Here is a 23,957-nt window from a genome sequence, read left to right on the forward strand (position 1 = left end):
TTTTCCCCTTCTGTCTCAAGCGTTTTTTTATCTCTTGAATCTAACTGATCAATAACAGACACACTAACAGTATTGCCCTTATTATTCATTCCACTTCGCCTTTTTATACCTGTTTCGCCATTATATTTTTACTTTTAAGTATTGATATTCTGATTCATTCCGTTATATAGTATGCTTGTGATTTAAATTTTGTTATATTTTATGCTAACAAATACTAACAAAAGGAGATTGGATGATCATTTAACTCAATTTAACAACCGGGGTGAACACAATGAAACAAACAGAACACTACGTTGCCGGAATGACATGGGGCTTTATGGGCATTCGAGGAACTTGGGGCATCGAGGCAGCATCCTCTTCCATGGAGGTTATGGCAAAAACAACCGGAATCAATTGGACAACAATCGCCTTTTCAGCTCTTCAAGCAACCGCTTTTTCTACAGATATTCCCTACTGGGAAGAGCCGACTGTAACTGACGATGAGGTTAAATGGAGTATTTCAAAAGCTAAATCTCTTGGCTTAAAGGTTTGCCTGAAACCAATTGTCAATTGTGCTGACGGAACATGGCGGGCACACATTAATTTTTTCGACAAGGACGTACCTTGTGAGCCGAAATGGAGTGATTGGTTCACTTCATATAGCAATTACATTTTGCATTTTGCGCAAATCGCTGAGGACACCGGGTGTGAAATGCTCTGCATTGGCTGTGAAATGGTTCAAACCGATCGCCGTGAGAATGAGTGGCGGCAGTTGATATCACAAGTAAGAGAAGTCTATAGCGGAATTCTTACGTATAACTGTGATAAATATCAGGAGGATAACGTAACCTGGTGGGACGATCTTGATCTGATCAGTTCAAGCGGCTATTACCCCATTCATGATTGGGATACACAGCTTGATCGCATTGAAGCGGTAGTAAAGAAATTCAATAAGCCTTTCATCTTCATGGAAGCCGGGTGTCCGAGCAGAATCGGTTCAGCAGCTATTCCGAATGATTGGAACCTTCAAGGTGAAGCAAATGAAACCGAGCAGGCAAATTATTATCGTCAAATGCTAAGCAAGTGCAGTACAAGGGATTGGGTAGGCGGCTTTATGTTATGGGATTGGCCAGCTCAACTTTATGATCGAAGTCAGAGTTCTTCTGATGACGGTTACTGTGTTTACGGTAAAGAGGCTGAGAAAGTCATTAGAGAGTACTATGCTGCCAAACTACAGAGTGCAGACGCTCTCTCATAGAGGAGGATATTTTGATTATGGATGCAATTAAATGGAGCCAGCAGCTGGATCAGGAGCTAAAAGATAACATTCTCCAGTTTTGGATGGACAAAAGCGTGGATACAACACGCGGAGGCTTTTATGGCGAGATCGACCAGAAGCTCCAAGTAAATGAAAATGCTGAAAAAAGTTTAGTGCTGAATGCACGTATTTTATGGACTTTCTCAGCTGCTTACCGTCATTACAAAGACGCTAAGTATTTAGAAATCGCTAACGCGGCTTATGACTATCTGATTCAGCATTTTACGGATCAAACCTACGGGGGCTTCTACTGGATGGTGGACGCAGATGGAAATCCATCACAGGATAAGAAGCAAATTTATGGTCAAGCGTTTGTTATCTACGCACTTGTAGAGTATTACCTTGCCGATCAGTGTCAGGCGGCTCTTGATTTATCCATTGAACTATACCATCTCATTGAAAAACACAGCTACGACAAGCTCCATAAAGGCTATATCGAGGCCGTAGGATGCAACTGGAAGCAAACAGGGAACTTAAGTCTAAGCAGCAAAGATCTCAATGAGAAAAAATCAATGAATACCCATCTTCATGTACTGGAAGCGTACACCAACTTGTACCGTGTATGGAAATCGCCAGAGTTGACTCAAAGTCTTGCGGAGTTGATTGAGGTGACAATTGAACGGATCGTAGACCCTGCCACCGGACATTTCCTCCTCTTCTTCGATGAAGAATGGAATGTAAAGAGTTCTCATATTTCCTACGGCCATGATATTGAAGGCAGCTGGCTACTTTTCGAGGCAGCAGAGGTGCTTCAGGATGAGCAGATTTTAGAACACGTTAAGTCTGTTGCAATTACTATGGCAGAAGCAGTCTATACCAAAGGCATCGATCAAGATGGAGGCATATGGAACGAGGCCGGCCCAGGAGGACTTATCGATACGAATAAGGACTGGTGGCCACAAGCCGAGGCAATGGTCGGCTTCTATAATGCTTACGAATTAACTGGAGATGTCAAATTCAGAGACGCTGCCATCCGCTCCTGGGAATTCATTCAGCAATTTATTGTAGATCATGAATATGGAGAATGGCATTGGGGGGTTACGCAAAACGGTGTACCACTGCCTAACGAACCAAAAATCAGTGCTTGGAAATGCCCATATCATAACAGCAGAGCTTGTTTTGAGATGCTGACTCGTGTTCAAAGAGAAACACACTAATAATATTTATTTGGAGGGTAACAATATGAGTTTATTCGAACAAAGAAAACAACAACTAACAGAAAGTTATGAATCATTGACCAGTCGTAAAAATGAAAAAATGCCTTTGGGTAATGGAGTTTATGATCGTTATCGCTACCCTGTATTAACTGCAGATCATGCGCCGTTGATCTGGAAATATGATTTTAACCCTGCAACCAACCCTTACTTCTCAGAGAGACTTGGAGTTAACGGAGTATTTAACCCTGGAGCCATACAATTGAATGGTAAATTCTATTTGGTTGCCCGTGTCGAAGGAGTTGATCGCAAATCATTTTTTGCTGTAGCAGAAAGTGATAATGGTGTCGACGGATTCCGCTTCTGGGATCACCCTGTTGTATTGCCAGAAACGGATGTACCAGATACTAACGTATATGATATGCGTGTTGTCCAACATGAAGATGGATGGATCTATGGCCTGTTCTGTACAGAAAGAAAAGACCCTGACGCGCCTCGTGGAGATCTATCTAGTGCAGTCGCTCAATGTGGTATTGCTCGTACCAAGGACCTTATCACTTGGGAAAGACTTGATGATCTGAAAACAGGTTCAGCACAACAACGCAATGTAGTTCTCCACCCCGAATTTGTTGACGGCAAATACGCCTTCTACACTCGTCCACAGGATGGATTTATCGACACTGGATCAGGCGGCGGCATCGGCTGGGGACTATCTGATTCCATCGAGCATGCAGTAATTGATAAAGAAATTATTATTGATGAGCGCCATTACCACACCATTAAAGAAGTGAAAAACGGTCAAGGACCTGCACCGATCAAAACAGACCGCGGCTGGCTTCATATCGCGCACGGTGTGCGTAACACAGCAGCTGGACTCAGATACGTTCTGTATGCATTCCTTTCTGATCTTGACAAGCCGTATGAAGTGACTCACCGTCCAGGTGGACACTTTATTGCTCCAGATGGCGAAGAGCGTGTTGGTGATGTATCTAACGTAGTATTCTGTAATGGGGTTATTGCAACCGAAGATGGTAATGTGTACATCTACTATGCTTCTTCCGATACTCGTGTGCATGTTGCTGCCACTACTGTAGACAAATTGCTGGATTACGTCACCAATACACCGGAAGATGCTATGCGCTCCTACGCTTCTGTTGAACAAAGAATTAGCTTGGTTGATCGTAATCTTGCGTTTAACAAAGCATAATTGATATCTTTTTCACCTAGATCTATGTAATACAAAAGAGACGGCTGATCAGGAATTATCCTTGTCCAACCGTCTCTTTATTGTTTATATGTACATCTAGGCACTTGGCGCAGACGTAGATTCTCTATGCACAAGTTCTGCAGATACAAGTATCTTCTCTATCGCTAGCTCAGATGATTGAATTCTTTCCAGAAGCTTCTTCACCGCCCGCTGACCCATTGCTTCCTTTGGTACGTGTACTGTAGTCAAGGCAGGCTGACTTCGGTAGGAGTCGTCAATATTATCAAAGCCAGTCACCGAAATTCCCTCCGGAACACAAATTCCATGTTTGGAAAGAACAGCTGTAACACTTATCGCAATAAAATCATTTGCACATATCAAAGCTGTAGGGATATCTTCTTTATTCCGTTGTTCCACAATCCATGACTCAAACTCTTCTGTCAAAAATTCACCACTGTCTACCCCGTTTATGGCAAGCATTGGATTACGCGGCGGCGGCACTTGCAGACCGTTCTGCTCAAGTGCTTCACGAAACCCGCCCCATCTGTCGCGAAAGCTTCGGGAAAAATGAACATCTCCAATAAAATGAAGACGAGTATGACCCAGACCGATGAGATGATTACATAACCTTGCAGTTGTATCCATATTGTTAGCAAAAACCGTATCCGTCGGAATAAGATCATCCTCATGATCGACCAACACCATCGGTATACCAAGGCGATGAACTTCAAGCAGCAGCTGAGATTCAATCTGACCGACACCGATCATTCCAAGTATTCCTTCAGGATTTAACACATGTATAAAATGATCCGCTCGAGACTCCGATACTATGACCATCCCCAGCCCATTTTGCTCCAATTCTTGTGAGATGCCCTCCATAATTTTGCCCCAGTATAGAGAATCTTTTGTCTGAAAACGAATGTTAGGCATCAACACAATAACGGATTGCTTGCCTGCTGGAGAGAGAGTCATCTGCTGCTCTGCGGTTTTATTTTTGATATATGCATTTTTCTGGGTAAAATACCCCAGCTGGGAAGCCGCCTGAATAACTCTGGACTTCGTATGTTCATTTACTCCGCCTTTTCCTGATAGCGCTTTGGACACCACGAATTTCGACACGCCTAGATGATCAGCAATCTGCTGCATCGTTACCTTCTTCAACGTTATACTACCCCCGCTAACAATAACTGTTTGGATTACATTTATATTATTATAACAAAGACGCTTGCGGGGTTAAACCAATATTATCAATTGCCATGGTTTATTTGATTCATTCTGCTGAAGGTGTTGAAGGACCAAACAAGGAGGCAAACCAATGAATACCTTTGCGGGAAGCCTCCTGGAGCAAATGGGCCGTTTTATCAGCAAAGCGGTCTACTGCCGGCTCTACAGGAGCAGGCAGCAACAATTCAGCCGGAGTCGGGTTGGGTTGAGTGGCCTGCTGAATTCCTGTATTTTTCCCTCCGATCGGTGTGTTGTATGTCCCGCCAGGAAGATGGTTTGCATCATTTTCAATCACTGTATTGCTTTGGTTCCAGGCAGGCCCATATACAGTACCTATCCCTGTCTCTGCCAGCTGCATACCCAATGTCACTCCAACAACGAGCAGCACAACGTACCCTACACCTCGTTTAATCGATTTTGCCATTAGCAGTTCCCCCTACTCCCTCTTAAGACTTTTTATTGTCACTTCCTGCCTCTACGTTCGCTTTGACACCCGATTTCTGATTCACATCAGTATCGGTCTCATCATTTTTCGTTAGCGATCCTGCCTTCTGTGCATCCTGACCCTCCCAATAAATATCTGCAAGAATTCCGGCTAACACTTTAGCGGTGCGCCCTAATTCTTCCTCAGTGTTATCGATTCCACCAATTTCTATCAAAATACTGCCAGGCGAAAGCGACTGATTATATTCACCGTTACCTTGTGAAGAAGTTTTACCCCATATTCCACGGGATATTCCAGGATACGTTTTTTCCATACGTTCATGAATAGAACTTGCAAATTCCTCATTTTGACGCCAATTTTTGTTTGCATGTCCGATGATAAAATACACTTGTGCATAGGACATACCGTCAATCTCTGTCGTCGTTTTTTCATGTCGCTGTGAATCTCTATGAATGTCGATAAAATATTGCAGTTTCCCGTTCTCCGCCATCGCTTGCTTCAATGTCTCTCTCGTATATTTATATGAATAGTTATAGTTGTAATTACTAACTGTTGAAGCATAATTCTCATAGGAGTGCAATGTTGCTACCCCTTTCCGGACTAGCTCATTAGACAAAACATCCCCTACCAGACCGACGTTTTTGTTCTTATCGGTTGTGCTTGGATTATCTGAGCTGGTACCCAGAACAGGATTGAACGACTCCTGCGGATGAGAATGATAGATCATGACGATATTTTTATTACCTGGCTTAATAGCATCTTCATCATCATTCTCTTGGCCAGAGGGGTCACGATCTATCTCGTCCGGAGCCTGATCAGAATCTTCTGTATCATCTCCGATTGGCTCTGGATGATCCGGTGCCGTACCATCAGCACCTGTACCTGGACGATAATCCTCAGGAGCTTGTACCGTCGTGTTACCAGATCCTGTACGTAGCAAAATCGGACTGTTGGCTCCAAGTCCTGGAACCTCCCTGGCAACAAGACTTTTCGGATCTGACGGATTCACATCAGTCAACCATTGAAATACGAACTTGCCCATCTGTTTGCCTGAGATAGCGAATTGATCCTCTCCACTCGTTGAATGCGGTAGCTCCATGCCAACCATATCAATAAAAAACCGACTGGAGAGCGACGATGCCAGACCTTTCATTGAGGAGACCGGAGAAGTATTCAGGTTCTTCTCCGCCATTCCAAAGGTTCCTAGCAAAATAAAAAATACTCCCGACAACACCGACAGCAGCACAAAGGTTTGCCCCATCGCCAGCACATGCATCAAATTACGTTTCACTTTCCCAATGTTCAAAGCTCTAAATTTCATTTCTTCTAGTCCTCCTCCACCCGGTATACTACTTCAAATCTATGAACCTATCGTCCGGGATAGAACCTTTCATTCTCACAAAAAAAAGAAGTCCGCTAGATTGCGAACCTCATAGTGTTGTATTAGTGGTCTTAATTGGAGAATTAATGGGTATAGGAAGCTACATTGTCGGGATCAACTGCATCGTGAAGCGCCAGATTCAGACCGCTGGCAATGACGTTCGCGATATCTTCAATGAACTCGTCGATTTCCTTGGGCGTAACGATCAAATCATGGCCGAGAGGTTCCAGCACCTCTTTTACAAGTCCAAGCCGCTCACCTTCGCTAAGATCGTTGAGAAGACCCATGATCTGCTTGGTCTGGACATTCTCTTCACTACCGATCTCCTCATTAAAATGAGATTTCATTAAATCGAACACATTGTTTACGATCGTTGAGGCATAGCATACAGTCGGAACGCCGATGGCAATGCACGGAATACCCAAAATTTCCTTCGTGAGCCCGCGTCGCTTGTTCCCTATCCCAGAACCGGGATGAATGCCTATATCAGCAATTTGAATCGTCGTATTCACCCGCTCCAGCGAACGTGACGCCAGAGCATCTATAGCGATGATAAGATCCGGTTTCGTCCGTTCCACGATACCTTGAACGACTTCACTGGATTCAATGCCAGTAATGCCGAGTACGCCCGGAGCTATGGCACTCACTTCACGATATCCTGGGGACACCTGATCTGGCGCCAATTCAAAATAATGTCGGGTAACCAGTACATTTTCAACCACTAGAGGGCCAAGTGCATCCGGTGTTACATTCCAGTTGCCAAGTCCGACAATAAGCACCTTTGCTGCTGACTGGATGCCGATTTTTTGCAAAAACAAACCAAATTCCTTGGAGAACGCTGCAGACACTCTCTCTTGAAGGTCACTATCCTGTGTGCGAAGGCCTGGAACTTCAATTGTTATATAGTGTCCCATTATTTTGCCGATTTGCTCTGACACTGCGGGGGTCGTTACATCAAGACGAGTTATTTTAATGCCATCCTGTTCTTCAATTTGTTCATTTAAACCTGACAGCGGCTTACCGTGAACGTTCTCTGCGATTTCCTTGGATTCCACTGCCAAATCGGTTCGAACAGAATACTCGCGCAAATCCAAATTCATATTAAAATGACCTCCTATTTCTCAGTTGACTATATTGTGCGAGAGTGAGATTATGATTATGCAAAAAAATCTAGTTTCAAGGAATACATTGCATTTTGGGCTGTCACATGATAAACTATTTTAAGTTGTGAACCATCTGGGTTGATATATGCTTTACAGGAGGTGAATGCAATGCCTAACATTAAATCCGCTATCAAACGTGTGAAAACAAACGACAAACGTCGCGCTCTTAACGCTTCGCAAAAGTCTGCTCTCCGTACTGTAGTTAAAGCTGCTGACGCTGCTTTGGCTAACAACGAAGTGGAAACAGCTAAAACTGCTTTCGCCGCTGCAACACAAAAATTGGACAAAGCTGTAACTAAAGGTTTGATCCATAAGAATGCAGCTGCTCGTAAGAAATCCCGCTTGGCTAAAAAATTGAACGCCCTTACGTCCCAAGCGTAAGCGTCGCTTTTTATAAACTTAAGCTCAAAAAGACCTGAACGATATTCGTTCAGGTCTTTTTGAAGCTATCAGAAAGTATAAACTTCGAAGCCATTGCTCCCTGATATCGCAAGAAAACTTCCGTTAAACGCGGTCTGTCTTCTTTGAGTGTACGTCGATAGACGTTTTTCTTATATTCATTACGCTCCTAGCTTCAACAAGAACAGCTCCAACCCCAGTACTTTATCAATTCCTCCGGTCTTCATTTTGTAGTCAAGTTGAGCAAGATCATTAAGGATTGCCTTTAATTGGGCAGCTTCAAATTTACGAGCCTGTTCCCCAGCTACTTTAACAGCGTAAGGATGTAAGCCCAGCTGTGATGCAATCTGCTGCTGTGAATAGCTCTGACGAGCTAAATCCTTAACTTGAAGCATGATACGGAACTGACGCGCTATCAACGCAGCAATCTTGATCGGTTCCTCTCTCTGCTTAAGCAGCTCGTAAAAAATAGATAATGCCTTATCCAGCTTCAAGCCTGCAATATGTTCCACCATTACGAACACATTTTGTTCCGTGCTGCGAGCAACTAATTGCTCTACAACCGCAGAATCAATCAAGCCTCCCTCACCAGCGTACAAACAGAGCTTGTCCACTTCAACTGCCAGTGAAGTCATCTGTACCCCATTAGCTGCAATTAAAGTCTCAGCTGCCTCACGATCCATTCGACAGCCTCTTTTCTCTACCCCACGTATCACCCATTCAACCAGTTCATTTTGACCCAGCGGCATGAATGACAGCACCGTCCCTGCTGCCTTCATAGCTTTAACGATTTTCTTTCGTTCATCCAGCTTCTCACCATTAACGAGAAATAGCAGGACGCTATGATCAGCCGGATTGTTCAAATAAGATGCTAAAGCGTCAATCTTATGCTCAAGCTTGCCGCCTTCTTTGCCTGCCATGAACAGAGACGAATCTCGTACGATGATCAGCTTGCGTGGCACAAGAAACGGCAACGTCTCCGCTTCTTCAACGACAACCTCTACCGGCGTCTCTGTCAAATCATATGTCGCAACTGCAAAATCACGTTGGTCACGATCCACCAATTGATCCTGAAGCAGTTTAACAAATTCCTGAATCTGATGTTTCTCTGTGCCATAGCACAAATACAATGGTGATACTTTTCCTGCCTTAATATCTTTAATTGCTGATTTAATATCCATTAAGCCACCCCGGTTATTGTTGCTACTGTATTCCACCTTCTATATTCTACTACAAAGGCTAATACGCAACAAAGGGACCTCTGCCTCTTAGCGAAAGGTCCCTTTGTCCCAGAACATCTATATAAACGCGGGCTGAAAAGCTCTAGAAACTTTCCCGCCGGCGGTCATACGACGATCAGGGTTCTGTTCTCTGTCTGACTGTATTTATATAACCTATTCCATATCCCTTAAAAAGGTGACTATTATTCTCTGTAGATTCTCTTTTTTTCAGTAAAAATGCTTTTGGGCCTATCCTCATATGGCGTGATCGTATGGATAGTTGGAACTCCGTCCTTCACAATCTCATACAAAAATTCTTTTCCATCCTCTGACCACCCGCCGATAACCCATTCTCCATCAATAGGCACCTCGGAGATCAACATGCGCTCTGTTGATTCAGTGTTTTCATTGATTTGATACAGCGATAACAATTCCTTCTGCTTATCTACAATATATTTCCCGTCCGGAGAAGTCCATTCATGAATATCTGTAAATCTGGCAAATCCCATCATTAAAGTATCCTCAACAGGTCCTTCCAGCGGGTTATCAGAAGGAACGGCACCTGATTCAGTCGACTTATCTTGATTGTTCCCGGCATCTGCGTTAGTTCCCGTTCCTTTATTATTTACAGGAGGTAATTGCTGAGCATTGCTATCAGGGCCAGAATTCACATCAGGCGCAGCATCATATTGTTTAGCTGATTTATCGCCTGAGTTTACTGGAGACAATGAAGGCTCTGATGTTGCCGGTATTTTTTTGTCTCCGCCGTCAGTAGCTTTATCATTGTCAAACATGCTACCCCCACCACTATCACTCAATTCCTGATTAGTACCCTCTTGAGCTTCTTGAAGCTCCTGCGATCCAGCTTCTTCGGCTTTGTTGTTATCACCGACATTAGAACTATCAGTACTAGGTGTAGACGTATCTTGAGCTGCGGTTGTTGATTCTGCCTTATCAGCAGCTGCCGAGCCAGTATCATTGGAAGTACTTTCCTCGTTAGACGATATTGCTATTTCCGCATCTGACATTGTAAAAGGTTCATACTGATATATAAATACACCCAGAATCAATGCTGCAGCTAAACCTAACGCTCCACCGACATAAGTGCGTTTGCGCCGTGACGTCTGTGGACGACGAGATTTACGACTTAATTCATTATCGTTTGATGCAGCGGGTATCATTCCAGGTATCATTTCAACTGTGCTACCTTCTTCCCGACGGGCCCGGTCGATTGCATCCAACTGAGGAAGAATTGAGTCAACTAGGCTATAACTCGGAGTAACCTTAGGAAGATCTTCCAGCCTTGCAGAAAGCATCTTCAACATTTCGAATTCTTCAGCACAATCGCTGCAAGTACGAACATGTTGAAACAAAACGTTGCTTTCCTCCTCGTTAAGATCACCGTCTATATACCGATGCATCCATTCTATCACCTCCGGGCACTTCATCCTGATACACCACCTTTCTGATAATCTTGTAGTAAATGCTGAAGCTGCTGCCTAGCCCTGAATAAATAGGATTTCACCGTATTCAAAGGTAAATTCAAGCTGTCCGCAATTTCGTTATAGGAAAAATCCTGTAAATATCTGAGAACAACGACAGAACGATGATGATCCGGCAGCTGCTCAATCGCTTCGCGGATATCTTGCGCCATATAGCCTGACATCACTTCACGCTCAACGCTCTCTTTTCCCTGGAACACAAGCTCATGCTCTTCAATCGAAACCGTCGGTTTATTTCTCCGAAATTTATCGATACAGATGTTCGTGACAATCCGCTGAACCCAAGTCTTGAATTGCGCCTTTTCCTCATAGGAGTCAATTTTGGTATAAATGCGGATAAGTGCTTCCTGTGCAGCATCATGGGCATCCTGCTCATTGTTCAAAATATAAAAAGCTGTCCGATATACATGAGTCTCTATTTCTCGCAATAGGGTGATTAGAGCGTCGCGATCGCCCGTCTGAGCGGCTCTTATGAGTCCCGGCTCTACCACAAAGGCTCCCCCTTCCTTGCAACCTTACAGACGATATTGTCCTTCAATATGTTGCAATGTTGTTACTATTATTTTTTGAATTTTTAGGTAAAAAGTCTTGGTTAATTTTTCCGGTGTAATCTTCAACCTCAACTAAGAATACTAAATAAGAATACCAAATAAAAGAGAATGCGTCATCTGGTGAATTTAGTAGATTACTCTAAGGAATTTTGCACCTTACTAGAATCTTTCCTTCCTTAATATGCATTTGAACTTCTCCATGAAGATCACTTCGATACACTGAACTGCCTGCTTGCTCAAGACGTTCCAGTACTGTTGGATTCGGATGTCCGTAGGTGTTAGATGTTCCAACAGAAATGACGGAAACATTCGGTTTCCAGCGATTTATCCATTCGTAGGATGTCGAAGTCTTACTGCCATGATGTGCGACCTTCATTACATCAACACTACTTATATACTTTGAGAGCTCCGTGTTAGTCAACACGCTTTGCTCAGCCGATTCATCCATATCTCCAGTGAACAAAAATGTCGCCCCACTCAATTTTAGAAGAAATACGACTGACAAGTGGTTCTGTTCCTTGATCAAAGGTACTCCATCCTCACTTTCATTGGATTGTGGAGATATAAATTGCAGAAGAGTATCAGCATCTGGCTGAAGCTCCATGCCTTTGTATGGAGCATAGATAGGAATATTTTTCGTTATTGCGGTGTTCATTAGTTTCATCATTGTGTCAGAATCCGCCAAGCTCCCATTGATCAATAGCGAATCTACTGGAAATTGTTCCAATACGGCCTGCAAGCCGCCAATATGATCCTGATCGCCGTGAGTTGCGATCACGACATGTATCCTGTGAATGCCTCTTTGCTTAAGCAAAGGAACAAGACTTTTTGTACCTACCTCATAGGGTGATTTACGGTTACGCCACTCTTCTCCTTTTTTGCGGAATGTTACGGTTCCTCCCCCATCAATTAATATATTTTTTCCAGACGGTGTCGTAATGAGCGCACAATCTCCTTGACCTACATCAATAAACTGCACATGTCCAATGCCGGTTTCATTTGCAGGTTGATATCCCGTTATAAGTAAGCCAATTAACAATGTAATTAACAAAATAGTAACAAGATTTTTTTTCCATGCACCCGCTATATAGATCTGAGATAGATGACCCTGATAATCAAGCGGAGCCGTCTCATCATCAATCAAAGTGTTAGCCCCCTGTAGCCTTACTTCCTTATCCCTTTGCGATTCAAATGTTAATAGAACATACAAAACAGCAAAATAGAGAATTATCCAGATCAAGCCCGGAGATTTCCAATAGGTCATAAACCCGCTGCGATGATCCAGCCATTCAGTTATAAGAAACGTAGCAGCATTTAGCAATCGCACAGGGTATGCCATCCATTGACCCAGTGTGATCCATATACCACCAAGCAATAACGCAGCAGTGCCTAACGGAAGTACTATTAAACCGATAATGGGTACAAGGATCATATTAGCGGCGAGTGACAAAAGAGAGAATTGATTGAAGTAATAAATGGTGAGCGGAAAAGAAACAAGCTGCGCTGCAATGGTTATTGCTATGCCGCTGCGCAGCCTTTGGGGAAGCCAATTCAGGTAAGGCATTATCAAGGGCACAAACAAAATCAGACCAGCAGTAACGGAAAATGAGAGCTGAAAGCTAACATTTAGGAGCAAGTAGGGTTCCCATAACAGCATAAATAACGCTGCTGCAGACAGCACATTTAGCCCGTCCTTGAGAAGTCCACGCCGCATCAAATAAAGGCCGAGCATCGTCATGATTCCCGAGCGTATGACCGAAGGGGAGAAACCCGTTATCAATACATACACTGGAACACAGCATAATACGATTAAAAGCGAGGTCTGTTTGTTCACTCGGCACAGCCTCAACAATCCGAAAAGCAAACCTACATTGATCGCAACATGGCTTCCCGATATCGCCAGTATATGAGTCAGCCCAAGCCTCGTAAACTGATCGTATTTGTCAGGCTCCAAATCATCATCAAGGCCGATTAGAAGCCCTTTCATGTATCCACCCTGCCAGTTCGGGAATAACTGCTCGATCATTTTTCCGAGATGATTTCGCATTCCATCAATTTTTCCAAAAAAAGAATCCACGCTTATATACCCCTGCGCAGTCTGCAATCTATGTAATTTCCCGGCTCCAGACACTTTCATCAACCAGTGAATACGCTGGTTTCTCAAATAATTACGATAATCGAAGGCTCCGAAATTTCTCGGTGTTCCAGGCCTCTCCAAGCTGCCCTGCATCTCCATAACATCGCCTCGCCGCCAAGTGGCCGCGATTTCCTTCTCTTCGAAAGTAGCCAGCTTGACCTGTACGGATATCTTCTCCCCTTCATCCTTTAACCGGAGTATAAAATTTACTCGATCACCATCCATTTGAACCGGAGATTCCACTGTCCCTGTTACATACATGCTGGTTACATCATTTTGCAAATGAATGCTTTCTGATATGCTGCTGATATTTCTACTTTCGTTATAAGACCAATACGCCGCCCCGATCACAAAAACAAGCCATAGCAGAGCCATCCTTCTCCACGAAATACGTGCCAAAACGACTGCCAACGGGCAAAAAAGCGTCAACCCACACATGAATAGCCAAAAGGGGGTTCCATCGAATAGCACTGAAAACCCGCTTCCCGCTATCCAGCTAATAGCTGCCAACGTCAATGGTCTTTGCCTCATTTAAAACCTCCTACTTTTCATAATCGTATTTACAGCAAAAAAAGAACCCCACCTGCTTCAAGCAGATGAGGTTCTTCCCCATTCAATTTGCATATTTCATGATCAATTTTCAACTTTCATTACAGCTTCTTGCGGAGGTTGATAATGCTCCAGACGACGGAAAACTATGCCCTTCTGTCCCATCATCGCTGATACTTTGTCAGTATCCTTCGGATAGGGTCTATGGAATACCACTTCCGTTATTCCGCTGTTTGCGAGCATGTTGGAGCAAGTCCAACACGGCTCATCTGTAACATATACACTGGAGCCTTCGCGATCGATTCGATCTGTAAACAGCAATAAATTTTGTTCAGCATGGATAGTACGAATGCAGCGCTGTTTCTTTATCATCGTCTCTTTACCGTCTACACTCTTCATTTCATATTCCTCAGCAATCATACAGCCGGCTTCCGAACAGTCCGGTACTCCTGATGGAGCCCCATTGTACGCTGTCCCCAGCAGCTTTTTGCCTTGGACAAGCACAGCGCCCACATGACGGCGATTACACCGGGAGCGTGTGGACACCATATAAGCGATATCCATAAAATACGTATCCCAATCCTTACGTTCATCCGGATTCATCTCTAATATGTCTCCTATTCTTACAGCCCGATATGAGGCTTCATTTTTTGGAGCATTTTATCTCCGATTCCTTTGACCTTCGTCAGATCATTTATATTAGAGAATGCTCCATGTTGGTTACGATAATCCAAAATAGCCTGCGCTTTCTTCTCTCCGATTCCGGGGATATTTTGAAGCTCTTTGAGCCCCGCAGAATTAATGTGAATTAACCCATCGGAAGCATTAGCTCCTGCTGATGCTTTTTCGTTCGCACTGCCCTCGATGTCAGGAATGACAGCCGCGTCAGTAGCAATAGATTTATTTGCTTCATTACTAACCTCATTGTCTGCCCGGGCAGCTTTCTTGTCTGTCTTTGTTTCTTCACTTACACTCTCTGCCACGTTTTGAATAGATGCAGCTACTTTTTCAGTAATTGGTGTCCATCCCTCAATACCGGAAGAGCGAGCGCCTCCGATAGCAAACAACATCAATCCTGCCCCGATCATAGCTGAAACTACGGAAGTAATAACAAACTCCTTTTTCACCCTGTTCTCCCCTATCTCAAAAGAATCTATCCACAATAGGTCATGAAGATCCTGCCAAGATGCATACACTGATAAAGATAAAAATTTATTAGAGTTATTCAAGATTCGATGCCGATGCATTTCCAGTATCTCTTCGTGATCAAAAGATGACTTTTAAAAAAACCTTTTCTTCCATACAAGTTTAAAAAGTCAGGTTTTCAGCACCGAGAAGATTGAATGAAGCCAGGGACTGAGGAGCGGAGCGTACGTTGTTGGTACGTGAGCACCGGAAGGCCCGGCTGAATTCAAGATTCGATGCCGAATTTGCTTTCAGTATCTCTTCGTGATCAAAAGATGACTTTTTAAACAACCTTTTTTCTTCCATACAAGTTTAAAAAGTCAGGTTTTCAGCACCGAGAAGATTGAATGAAGCCAGGGGCTGAGGAGCGGAGCGTACGTTGTTGGTACGTGAGCACCGGAAGCCCGGCTGAATTCAAGATTCGATGCCGAATTTGCTTTCAGTATCTCTTCGTGATCAAAAGATGACTTTTTAAACAACCTTTAAGGAAGGGGAGAACGGGATGAAAGTTGCCTTTATTGGAACAGGATCAATGGGTAGCTTGCTCATTGAGGCTTTCCTGCGTTCCGGTGCTCTGCACCCGCATAACATCCATGTCAGCAACCGATCATCACATAAATCAGAGCTCCTGGCCCGGCGTCATCCCGGTATTAGTGTCTCTGGCAGTAATGCCGATGTCGCTCGTGGGAGCCATATTGTATTTCTGTGTGTTAAGCCGCTGGACTATCCGGTTGTCCTCTCTGAAATTCGAGAAGCAGTAAGTGAAAAAACTATCATAGTATCTATTACGAGTCCCGTCCAAATTGAAGTTCTGGAACAGCAATTACCCGCCAAAATTGCAAAAATAATTCCAAGCGTTACTCACTCGGTTCATAGCGGTGCCTCACTCTGTATTTACGGTGATCGAATTCAATCGGAAGACCGTCTTCTACTAGAGCAATTGATGTCCTCCATCAGCATTCCTACGATCATTTGGGAAACCCAGGTAAGGATTGCATCCGATATTTCGAGCTGTGGGCCGGCTTTCATATCTTTCATTCTCCAGCAATGGGCGAAATCCGCAGCAGAGCTTACCGATATTAGCGAGCAAAATGCCCTCCGCCTCGGAGCTGAAATGCTCCTTGGTACAGGAAAGCTCTTAACCGAAGGCGGATTTACGCCTGAAGAACTGCAGAGACGGGTTGCTGTCCCCGGTGGCGTTACAGCCGAAGGGATCACCGTATTGAGCAGCAGTCTTCAGGGCGTATTCTCCAGTCTAATTCGAGCAACACACGATAAATATGATGAGGATCTTAACAAACTGAGTCACTTATTTCCCGTAGACAGCTCCAATTAACCTACTACGATATTCACAAGTTTGCCAGGTACTGCAACGACTTTACGAATAGTTTTACCTTCAACAGCTTGCTTCACGTTTGGCAGATTCATGCTATGCTCCTGCATCGCTGCCTGATCAAGATCCTTAGAGATTTTCGTCCGATCAACAATCTTACCGTTGACTTGTACGACGATCTCTACTTCAGAATCAATTGTCCAAGCCTCTTCATAAGCTGGCCATGGCTCATAAGTCACACTGTCCTTGTGACCGAGACGCTCCCACAATTCTTCAGCAATATGAGGAGCAAGCGGGGACAGCATTTGAACAAAGTTTTCTGCAGCAGCTTTTGGTAAAACATCTGTTTTATAAGCTTCGTTAATGAAGATCATCAGCTGGCTAATCGCAGTGTTAAAGCGCAGTGCCTCAAAATCCTCGGTCACTTTCTTAATCGTCTTGTGCCATGTGCGTTTGAAATCATCACTGCCGCCTTGATCAGCGATTTTATCATTCAGCTTGCCATTTTCACCTACGAACAGACGCCATACACGGGACAAGAAACGGTGAGTTCCTTCTACACCGTTAGCATTCCAAGGTTTGGTTGCTTCAAGCGGCCCCATGAACATTTCGTATACACGAAGTGTATCGGCGCCATATTCATTAACAATTTCATCCGGATTAATGACATTGCCACGAGATTTACTCATTTTCTCGTTATTAGTACCGAGGATCATGCCTTGGTTAACCAGCTTATGGAACGGTTCCTTAGTTGACACAACACCAAGATCATACAGAACCTTATGCCAAAAACGTGCGTACAGCAAGTGCAATACCGCATGCTCTGCTCCACCAATATAGAGATCAACCGGAAGCCACTCCTGCTGCTTTTCTTTGGAGCACAGCTCTTGATCATTGTGTGGATCAATGTAACGTAGATAGTACCAGCAGCTTCCTGCCCATTGCGGCATGGTGTTTGTCTCACGACGTGCTGGAAGTCCGGTTTCCGGATCGGTCGTATTTACCCATTCAGTTACGTTTGCAAGTGGAGATTCACCCGTACCCGATGGCTTAATATGATCGACTTCTGGCAGCAAAAGTGGAAGCTGATCCTCAGGAACTGGCTTCATTGAGCCATCTTCCAGATGCAAAATCGGAATTGGCTCGCCCCAGTAGCGTTGACGACTGAACAGCCAGTCGCGCAGACGATAAGTGATTTTTCCTTGGCCTTTCCCGTTTTCTTCAAGCCATGCAATCATTTTCTTGATCGCTTCTTCATTACGAAGACCATTCAAAAACTCGGAATTTACGTGAGGGCCGTCTCCGGAATAGACTTCTTTGGAAAGATCGCCGCCTGCAACTACTTCAATAATCGGCAAATTAAATTGTTTGGCAAATTCATAGTCGCGCTCATCATGACCAGGAACCGCCATAATCGCCCCAGTACCATATCCAGCAAGTACATAATCAGCGATCCAGATTGGCACTTTAGCGCCGTTCACCGGGTTAATCGCGTATGCACCTGTAAAAACTCCTGTTTTTTCTTTTGCAAGATCCGTACGCTCCAAATCACTTTTGCGGGCAGCTTGATCCTGATATCCCTTCACAGCTTCACGTTGGGCTTCAGTTGTAATTTTCGCAACAAGTTCATGCTCAGGTGCAAGTACGGCATAGCTAGCGCCAAACAATGTGTCTGGACGCGTTGTAAACACCTTAAGGCTATCTTCATGTCCTTCAATAGCAAAGACAACTTCAGCACCCTCAGACTTGCCAATCCAGTTGCGCTGCATATCTTTAATGCTCTCGGACCAGTCAAGCTCCTCCAAATCATCGAGCAAACGGTCAGCATATTCCGTTATTTTCAGAATCCATTGACGCATCGGCTTGCGAATAACCGGATGTCCTCCGCGTTCACTCAAGCCGTCAATAACTTCTTCATTGGCAAGCACTGTTCCCAGTGCAGGACACCAGTTAACAGGAACTTCAGCTACATAAGCCAGCCCCTTCTTATAGAGCTGAATGAAAATCCATTGTGTCCATTTATAATATTCCGGATCAGTCGTGCTGACTTCACGATCCCAATCATAGGAGAAGCCCAGTGATTTAATCTGACGGCGGAAATTGTTAATGTTCTTAACAGTGATGTCGCGTGGATGCTCCCCAGTATCAAGAGCGTGCTGTTCCGCAGGCAAACCAAAGGCATCCCAACCCATTGGATGGAGTACATTGTATCCGCGCATCCGTTTGTAGCGTGACACAATATCTGTCGCTGTGTACCCCTCCGGATGTCCTACGTGAAGACCTGCTCCTGATGGATATGGAAACATATCGAGGGCATAAAATTTTGGTGTTCCTGGTACTTCGCGAGTTTTAAAAGTTTGGTGTTCATCCCAATAAGCCTGCCATTTTGGTTCAATAGCTCCGGCTTGATAAAAATCATGATGCGCATTGTTTTTATCCGCCATAATGTTAAATCCTCCTCTTAACAACCTGTTATACTTTCTGATAATAAAAAAAACCTCTCGATCCATAGCGTATCATCGCTAGGGACGAGAGGAAGTTTCCCGTGGTACCACCCTAGTTAGCGTCAGACATGCTTTGCCTTCCGCTCCCTTTACACCTTTAACGCAGGTAAGACGATGATGTTACACATTCAGTCCGGTATGATCCGGTGCTGCGGCCAAAGGCCGGTTTGCATCATAACTCCGAGGCGAGTTCATTTGTCATCTCCAACCGGCTTGCAGCAACCGCCGGCTCTCTGAATGGTTGATTCCAAACTAATAATCCTCATCAAAGTTCAATATATTCATTTTAAATCACCAACCATTATATAAAACTGTGACTATAAAAGTCAATGGCGAGACCTAACCTAAACCATTGCAAATGAACCCGAGCACATGTTTGGATATGCTTAACTATCCTAAATGTGTTATAATTGCCGTAAATAAGAAGAAGAAGGAGCCATGCGCTAACATGACTCCCCAGTAATAGCCGCTCTTAAGGGCGGTGGCTGCAACAAAAGGATAATGGACAAAAAGTAGACCGAATACCTTAGTGAGAGGGCGGTCTACTTTTTATTATGGAAAGAAAGTATAAGAACAACTAAAGACGCAAATGAGATCATAAGCGTTAGTGTTTGAAATACTTCCATCAGGCATCACCTCCCTTCCGGGAGACTAGCCGACCGCCCTTGCAAGCCTATTCTATTACTCGATTAATTATATCATAATTTGAAATATATGGTAGTTAATTGAATTCCAATGCTCACATTATTTTACTGTTCAAAGATTAGCCTTTGCTAGATACCAACTCGGTATATGGGATCGAAAACCATTATATTCGTTGAAAATATCCTTTGCCTGATCCAGCATGATATCGATCTGCTCCTCTCCGAAAGGAATTGCCCAATGCACGGAGCTGATCTGGTTACTCGCGATATATAAGGCCATTAATCTGAAAAAAGCGTCAGGAACATCATCGTTAAAATAACCGTTAATCCGTCCCGATGCAAAATAACCGCTGATCTCGGAGCACCAAGTAATACGGTTAAACTCCTCCCACGGATCGCCAAAGTCCAGCCTGTTAAAATCAATGATTCCAAGCTCTTTTGTACCTGTTATGATCATATTACCGACATGATAGTCCCCATGCTGCAGCGACATTGGACGTCCCTCAAGCAAGTAGCGGTTCTCTTCAATATAACGGAGTATCGCTTCAGCTCCTTCTATATGAATTCCGCAAGCTTGATAGTTTTGTATGTATCTATCTATTTTTGAATTATAGTATTCTGCCCAAGAGGCATGAGAGCTGCCCCCGACGATTTCATGAATTGATCTCAGTGCTTTTCCAGCTTCAATTCCAAGAAGATATTGATCCTGTGAGCTTAACCTGGGAATTGCGTCTCTGGCATCCTCACCTTCTACCCAAGTAAACAAGGAATATACTGATCGGCCTTGATTGCAAACTCCAAAATCGATAGGGCGTGACATTAAAATGTCCATGTTATCAAGCTTTTTTACCGATTCAAATTCTAATTTACTGCGATCATAACGGGAAATGTCGGACATTCGCAGCAGCATCGCTCTACCATCAGCAGCTTCAATATAGTATTTTTTATCTCTTGACCAGCCCTGTCGAATCTCTTCCATCGTTCTCCACGTGCCGGCTCCCGGTATCTCGCTAACAAAGTGAATCACTAAAACAGCACCTTCCCTCTCTTATTGTTACATTGACTTAATTCCAATTTCTCTCTGGTCCATGTTTCATTTCTGGAACTAGGTGAATATCCTGCATAAGATAAAAGTACATGGAGGATTATTTAATGATTCCGAAATATCCTTATTACAGTGAAGAAGTACAATGCAAGCGGGTTCCTATTACTTTTCCGCCACAGCATCAGGATTTGCAGCCAGGACTTGAATATAAAATGAACCCTGTCCCGATCTCTGATAATCCGGAGTATAAGGGAAGCGGCAAGCTTGCCGGAAAAGTAGCTATTATTACTGGCGGCGACAGCGGTATCGGTCGTGCAGTTGCTATCGGATTCGCTAAAGAAGGGGCAGACGTAGCCATAGTATATTTGTACGAGCGAAAAGATGCAACTGATACCAAACGAATGGTAGAGTGCTACGGAGGACGTTGTCTTTTGATTGAAGGGGACCTTCGTCGGCCTGAATTTTCCACTGAAATTGTTAACAGAACACTGCAATGCTACGGCAAAATAAATGTTCTAGTCCTTAATCAAGGAGTTCAATTCCCTCAGCCAAGCATCATGGACATCAGCAATGAGCAGTTGGAGGATACTTACCGTACGAACATTTTCCCTCACTTCTACTTAACTAAAGCCGCGCTCCCTCATCTTTGTCCTGGCAGTACGATTATAAGCACAGCTTCCGTTACAGCCTATGCTGGGGCTCCTCTGCTAGTTGATTATTCATCAACTAAAGGGGCTGTTGTATCCTTTACCCGCTCCTTGGCATTACAGCTGGTAAGTAAGGAGATAAGAGTAAATGCCGTAGCTCCCGGTCCAATTTGGACACCGTTAACTGTATCCAGCTATCCAGCCGAATACGTAAAAACCTTTGGATCCGATACACCAATGAAAAGAGCGGGTCAGCCATTTGAGCTAGCCCCAACGTACATTTATTTGGCGTCCGACGATTCCTCCTTCGTGACAGGGCAGGTGCTTCATGTTAATGGTGGAATTCAGACGGAAACCTGATCAGACACGAAAGCAGCCCCGTCATGGTGAGCTGCTTTCATAGTTTAAAGTGAGAAGCTACTCTTTTTAAGCTCCTCTGTACTAAAAAGCGTATCGTAGATCTCAACAGCTTGCTCACGGACAAACCGATTCACGATTTGAAGCACTTCTGATTCCGAATGTCCATGAATCATAGCGTATAAATTATACGGCCAATCTCGATAAGCTAGTCGACGATAACAATGGCTGACTTCAGGATAACCAGCTAATGTAAGCCCAGCTTCCTCGATCTTCTCCTCTGCAAGTACGCAAACTAACAGACCATTCGCATTAAAACCGCTGTTTCTGTGCCTCAGAATAGCTCCAATTCTTTTGAGTGATCCGTCCGTCCGCATTCTTGTTAGCCGAAGCAGCAGTTCTTCAACCGTACAGCCTGCTTTACATGCCAGTTCCCCATAAGGATCGGGAGACAACGGCATTTCCCCCTGCAATTCACGAATAATCCTCAGGTCCGTATCGTCTGTCATTCCGTTCTGTCCCTCGTTCCTTTTCCATATTCATAAACACTTTGAGCTTAAATAATTTCTCGGCCGGAAATTCATAAATATGTATCCCGCCGGCTGCTTCCTGAATCGAGCTCAGAATTCCAATTCGTTCCTCTTCAGTCCTCGTTGATAACGTAAACCACATATTTAATCTGCATCGACGACGGTAATTATGTGTTACACCTTTATTACTATTCACTACTTCAGCAGTGGCATAAAATAGCTCCTCCTTCACTTCAAGGGCATATAATCTACCTGAGTATCCAAGACGAGATGGATTAAAAACTCCTCCAAGACGCCTGATCATCCCTTCCTGCTTGAGTCGTCCCAGTCTTAGCAGTACTTCCTCTGGCATCATCCCAAGTTCATTCGCAATCTCTTGCCAAGGCTGCTCCACAAAAGGAAGACCCTCCTGTAGACGGTTAATCAATGTCCGATCCTTCGCATCCAGTTCCACCCTTAACCCTCCCTCACATTTTGTTTCAGTGGTCTTTTGTGACACCACGGTTCTTCCGCTAAATAGTTGCCACCACTATAATAAAAAGATCGAGCCCTGCAGCCACCGCAAGTCTTAATATCGGAGCAAGAACCACAAGCCCCTTCGTATTTCTTGAAATTTCGCAAATCCTGAAAGACAGAACTATCTCGCCATATTTCATCAAAAGGCATATCTCGGACATTGCCGACTTTAACGGGCAAATACGGACAAATATGCACATCTCCATCCGGCAGCACCGAGCAATATGCAACGCCGGCCAGACATCCTCGTGTATAGCGCATTTCGATATTCATGCTTTTGGCAAGCGGCATAAACTGGGGAGCACAAGTGGGCTTGATCTCGATTTCTGTATCCCGCTGTTTCTTAAGCACACTTCGGAGCACCGAGAAATAATGCTCATGCTTCAAAGCATCTTCTTCAATATGAACTGCTCGACCTGTCGGAACGAGAAAAAACGGGTGCAGGGATGATACACTTAATTCCTCTGCAAGCTGCGCGACCTGTTCAAAATCGTCTACATTATCCTCTTTCAGTGTCATGTTGATTTGTACCTTCAGGCCCGCCTGCTGTGCATAACGGATACCCTCTACTGCTTTTTCCCATCCATCAGCCGCATTTCTGAACCTGTTGTGTGATGATGGATCTGCGCTGTCAATACTAATGGCAACACCGGACAGACCAGCATCCTTCAACTCACGGGCTTTATCGGCTGTAAGCAGCGTACCATTGCTTCCCATTGCCGAGCGTAGCCCTCTGTCAGAGGCATAGCGAATCAAATCGCTCAGATCATCTCGAATAAGCGGTTCTCCACCGCTAAAAATGAGAAGCCGAAATCCGGCGGTATGAATCTGGTCTATCAGACGGTAGCCCTCTTCTGTATTCAATTGCCCTTCAACCGAAGCATCGGGCCCGGAATCGCGGTAGCAGTGTTCACAATACAAGTTGCATCTTTTGGTCACATTCCAGGAAATAAGCATCATTTAGACC

The 23,957-nt window shown here is 44.2% G+C and carries 22 protein-coding genes and 1 other annotated feature; of the genes, 6 read left to right on the forward strand and 16 right to left on the reverse strand.

Translation table 11 applies throughout. The annotated features are described in order from the left end of the window. Nucleotides 1-271 precede the first annotated feature (271 nt). From BLS49_RS03430 to BLS49_RS03440, 3 genes are read left to right on the forward strand one after another with little or no spacing between them, the layout of a single operon-like run. Nucleotides 272-1,237: a glycoside hydrolase family 113 gene (locus BLS49_RS03430; RefSeq protein ID WP_091226737.1), complete on the forward strand. Its 966-nt coding sequence runs from the start codon at nucleotides 272-274 to the stop codon at nucleotides 1,235-1,237. A 17-nt stretch (nucleotides 1,238-1,254) separates the two neighbouring features. Next, nucleotides 1,255-2,454 carry an AGE family epimerase/isomerase gene (locus tag BLS49_RS03435; protein WP_091226738.1) on the forward strand — a complete coding sequence of 400 codons (1,200 nt, stop codon included), beginning with the start codon at nucleotides 1,255-1,257 and terminating at the stop codon, nucleotides 2,452-2,454. 25 nt (nucleotides 2,455-2,479) lie between these two features. Then, nucleotides 2,480-3,658: a glycoside hydrolase family 130 protein gene (locus BLS49_RS03440; RefSeq protein WP_091226740.1), complete on the forward strand. Its 1,179-nt coding sequence runs from the start codon at nucleotides 2,480-2,482 to the stop codon at nucleotides 3,656-3,658. Nucleotides 3,659-3,754: 96 nt separating this feature from the next. Here BLS49_RS03440 and BLS49_RS03445 read toward each other — a convergent pair whose 3' ends face one another. The 4 genes from BLS49_RS03445 to gpr all read right to left on the reverse strand — a co-directional run bounded on the left by BLS49_RS03445 (nucleotide 3,755) and on the right by gpr (nucleotide 7,808). Beyond that, complete coding sequence (locus tag BLS49_RS03445) at nucleotides 3,755-4,819, reverse strand: LacI family DNA-binding transcriptional regulator (RefSeq protein WP_245742252.1); 1,065 nt, start codon at nucleotides 4,817-4,819, stop codon at nucleotides 3,755-3,757. A 109-nt stretch (nucleotides 4,820-4,928) separates the two neighbouring features. Beyond that, on the reverse strand, nucleotides 4,929-5,306 hold the full coding sequence (locus tag BLS49_RS03450; protein ID WP_091226742.1) for a hypothetical protein: 378 nt from the start codon (nucleotides 5,304-5,306) through the stop codon (nucleotides 4,929-4,931). 22 nt (nucleotides 5,307-5,328) lie between these two features. Next, the gene (locus BLS49_RS03455; protein WP_091226743.1) at nucleotides 5,329-6,648 is read right to left on the reverse strand and encodes a stage II sporulation protein P; all 1,320 of its coding nucleotides are present in this window, start codon (nucleotides 6,646-6,648) and stop codon (nucleotides 5,329-5,331) included. A gap of 143 nt (nucleotides 6,649-6,791) precedes the next feature. Next, a complete protein-coding gene (gene gpr, locus BLS49_RS03460; RefSeq protein WP_091226745.1) occupies nucleotides 6,792-7,808 on the reverse strand; it encodes a GPR endopeptidase in 1,017 nt (338 codons plus the stop codon). Between the two features lie 171 nt (nucleotides 7,809-7,979). Between gpr and rpsT the strand changes: the two genes are divergently transcribed. Further along, complete coding sequence (rpsT, locus tag BLS49_RS03465) at nucleotides 7,980-8,252, forward strand: 30S ribosomal protein S20 (protein WP_091226746.1); 273 nt, start codon at nucleotides 7,980-7,982, stop codon at nucleotides 8,250-8,252. A gap of 179 nt (nucleotides 8,253-8,431) precedes the next feature. Here rpsT and holA read toward each other — a convergent pair whose 3' ends face one another. The 6 genes from holA to BLS49_RS03495 all read right to left on the reverse strand — a co-directional run bounded on the left by holA (nucleotide 8,432) and on the right by BLS49_RS03495 (nucleotide 15,356). Further along, nucleotides 8,432-9,451 (reverse strand): DNA polymerase III subunit delta, encoded by a 1,020-nt coding sequence (gene holA, locus BLS49_RS03470; RefSeq protein ID WP_091226748.1) that lies wholly within the window; start codon nucleotides 9,449-9,451, stop codon nucleotides 8,432-8,434. A 242-nt stretch (nucleotides 9,452-9,693) separates the two neighbouring features. Beyond that, entirely contained in the window at nucleotides 9,694-10,938 is a 1,245-nt protein-coding gene (locus BLS49_RS03475) for an anti-sigma factor family protein (RefSeq protein WP_091226749.1), read from the reverse strand. Then, a complete protein-coding gene (locus BLS49_RS03480; protein WP_091226750.1) occupies nucleotides 10,935-11,483 on the reverse strand; it encodes an RNA polymerase sigma factor in 549 nt (182 codons plus the stop codon). The genes BLS49_RS03475 and BLS49_RS03480 overlap by 4 nt, the downstream gene beginning before the upstream one ends. 199 nt (nucleotides 11,484-11,682) lie before the next feature. After that, a complete protein-coding gene (locus BLS49_RS03485) occupies nucleotides 11,683-14,211 on the reverse strand; it encodes a DNA internalization-related competence protein ComEC/Rec2 (protein WP_091226751.1) in 2,529 nt (842 codons plus the stop codon). 102 nt (nucleotides 14,212-14,313) lie between these two features. After that, nucleotides 14,314-14,832 (reverse strand): deoxycytidylate deaminase, encoded by a 519-nt coding sequence (locus BLS49_RS03490; RefSeq protein ID WP_091226753.1) that lies wholly within the window; start codon nucleotides 14,830-14,832, stop codon nucleotides 14,314-14,316. Nucleotides 14,833-14,852: 20 nt separating this feature from the next. After that, on the reverse strand, nucleotides 14,853-15,356 hold the full coding sequence (locus BLS49_RS03495) for a ComEA family DNA-binding protein (RefSeq protein WP_245742253.1): 504 nt from the start codon (nucleotides 15,354-15,356) through the stop codon (nucleotides 14,853-14,855). A gap of 560 nt (nucleotides 15,357-15,916) precedes the next feature. On the opposite strand from BLS49_RS03495, the gene comER reads away from it, so the two are divergent. Next, the gene (gene comER / locus BLS49_RS03500) at nucleotides 15,917-16,750 is read left to right on the forward strand and encodes a late competence protein ComER (protein ID WP_091226755.1); all 834 of its coding nucleotides are present in this window, start codon (nucleotides 15,917-15,919) and stop codon (nucleotides 16,748-16,750) included. Here comER and leuS read toward each other — a convergent pair. From leuS to BLS49_RS03510, 3 genes are all read right to left on the reverse strand, one after another. Continuing rightward, nucleotides 16,747-19,191 carry a leucine--tRNA ligase gene (leuS, locus tag BLS49_RS03505; RefSeq protein ID WP_091226757.1) on the reverse strand — a complete coding sequence of 815 codons (2,445 nt, stop codon included), beginning with the start codon at nucleotides 19,189-19,191 and terminating at the stop codon, nucleotides 16,747-16,749. The two genes, comER and leuS, sit on opposite strands and share 4 nt — an antisense overlap. Before the next feature lie 77 nt (nucleotides 19,192-19,268). Continuing rightward, nucleotides 19,269-19,529 (reverse strand) — a binding site (T-box leader). A gap of 264 nt (nucleotides 19,530-19,793) precedes the next feature. Further along, nucleotides 19,794-19,877, reverse strand: coding sequence for a putative holin-like toxin (locus tag BLS49_RS25705; protein ID WP_220482666.1), 84 nt, complete (start codon nucleotides 19,875-19,877; stop codon nucleotides 19,794-19,796). 130 nt (nucleotides 19,878-20,007) lie between these two features. Then, nucleotides 20,008-20,922, reverse strand: coding sequence for an aminoglycoside phosphotransferase family protein (locus BLS49_RS03510; protein ID WP_091226758.1), 915 nt, complete (start codon nucleotides 20,920-20,922; stop codon nucleotides 20,008-20,010). Between the two features lie 125 nt (nucleotides 20,923-21,047). Between BLS49_RS03510 and BLS49_RS03515 the strand changes: the two genes are divergently transcribed. Beyond that, complete coding sequence (locus tag BLS49_RS03515; RefSeq protein WP_091226759.1) at nucleotides 21,048-21,947, forward strand: SDR family oxidoreductase; 900 nt, start codon at nucleotides 21,048-21,050, stop codon at nucleotides 21,945-21,947. Nucleotides 21,948-21,991: 44 nt separating this feature from the next. Here the strand turns inward: BLS49_RS03515 and ahbB are convergent, their stop codons facing one another. From ahbB to BLS49_RS03530, 3 genes are read right to left on the reverse strand one after another with little or no spacing between them, the layout of a single operon-like run. Continuing rightward, the gene (ahbB, locus tag BLS49_RS03520; protein ID WP_139173093.1) at nucleotides 21,992-22,453 is read right to left on the reverse strand and encodes a siroheme decarboxylase subunit beta; all 462 of its coding nucleotides are present in this window, start codon (nucleotides 22,451-22,453) and stop codon (nucleotides 21,992-21,994) included. Further along, nucleotides 22,419-22,928 carry a siroheme decarboxylase subunit alpha gene (ahbA, locus tag BLS49_RS03525; RefSeq protein WP_175471286.1) on the reverse strand — a complete coding sequence of 170 codons (510 nt, stop codon included), beginning with the start codon at nucleotides 22,926-22,928 and terminating at the stop codon, nucleotides 22,419-22,421. The genes ahbB and ahbA overlap by 35 nt, the downstream gene beginning before the upstream one ends. Before the next feature lie 2 nt (nucleotides 22,929-22,930). After that, nucleotides 22,931-23,950, reverse strand: coding sequence for a radical SAM/SPASM domain-containing protein (locus BLS49_RS03530; protein WP_217640025.1), 1,020 nt, complete (start codon nucleotides 23,948-23,950; stop codon nucleotides 22,931-22,933). Nucleotides 23,951-23,957 lie beyond the last annotated feature (7 nt).

Origin of the sequence: Fontibacillus panacisegetis (assembly GCF_900102215.1) — a bacterium.
GTDB classification, from domain to species: domain Bacteria; phylum Bacillota; class Bacilli; order Paenibacillales; family Paenibacillaceae; genus Fontibacillus; species Fontibacillus panacisegetis.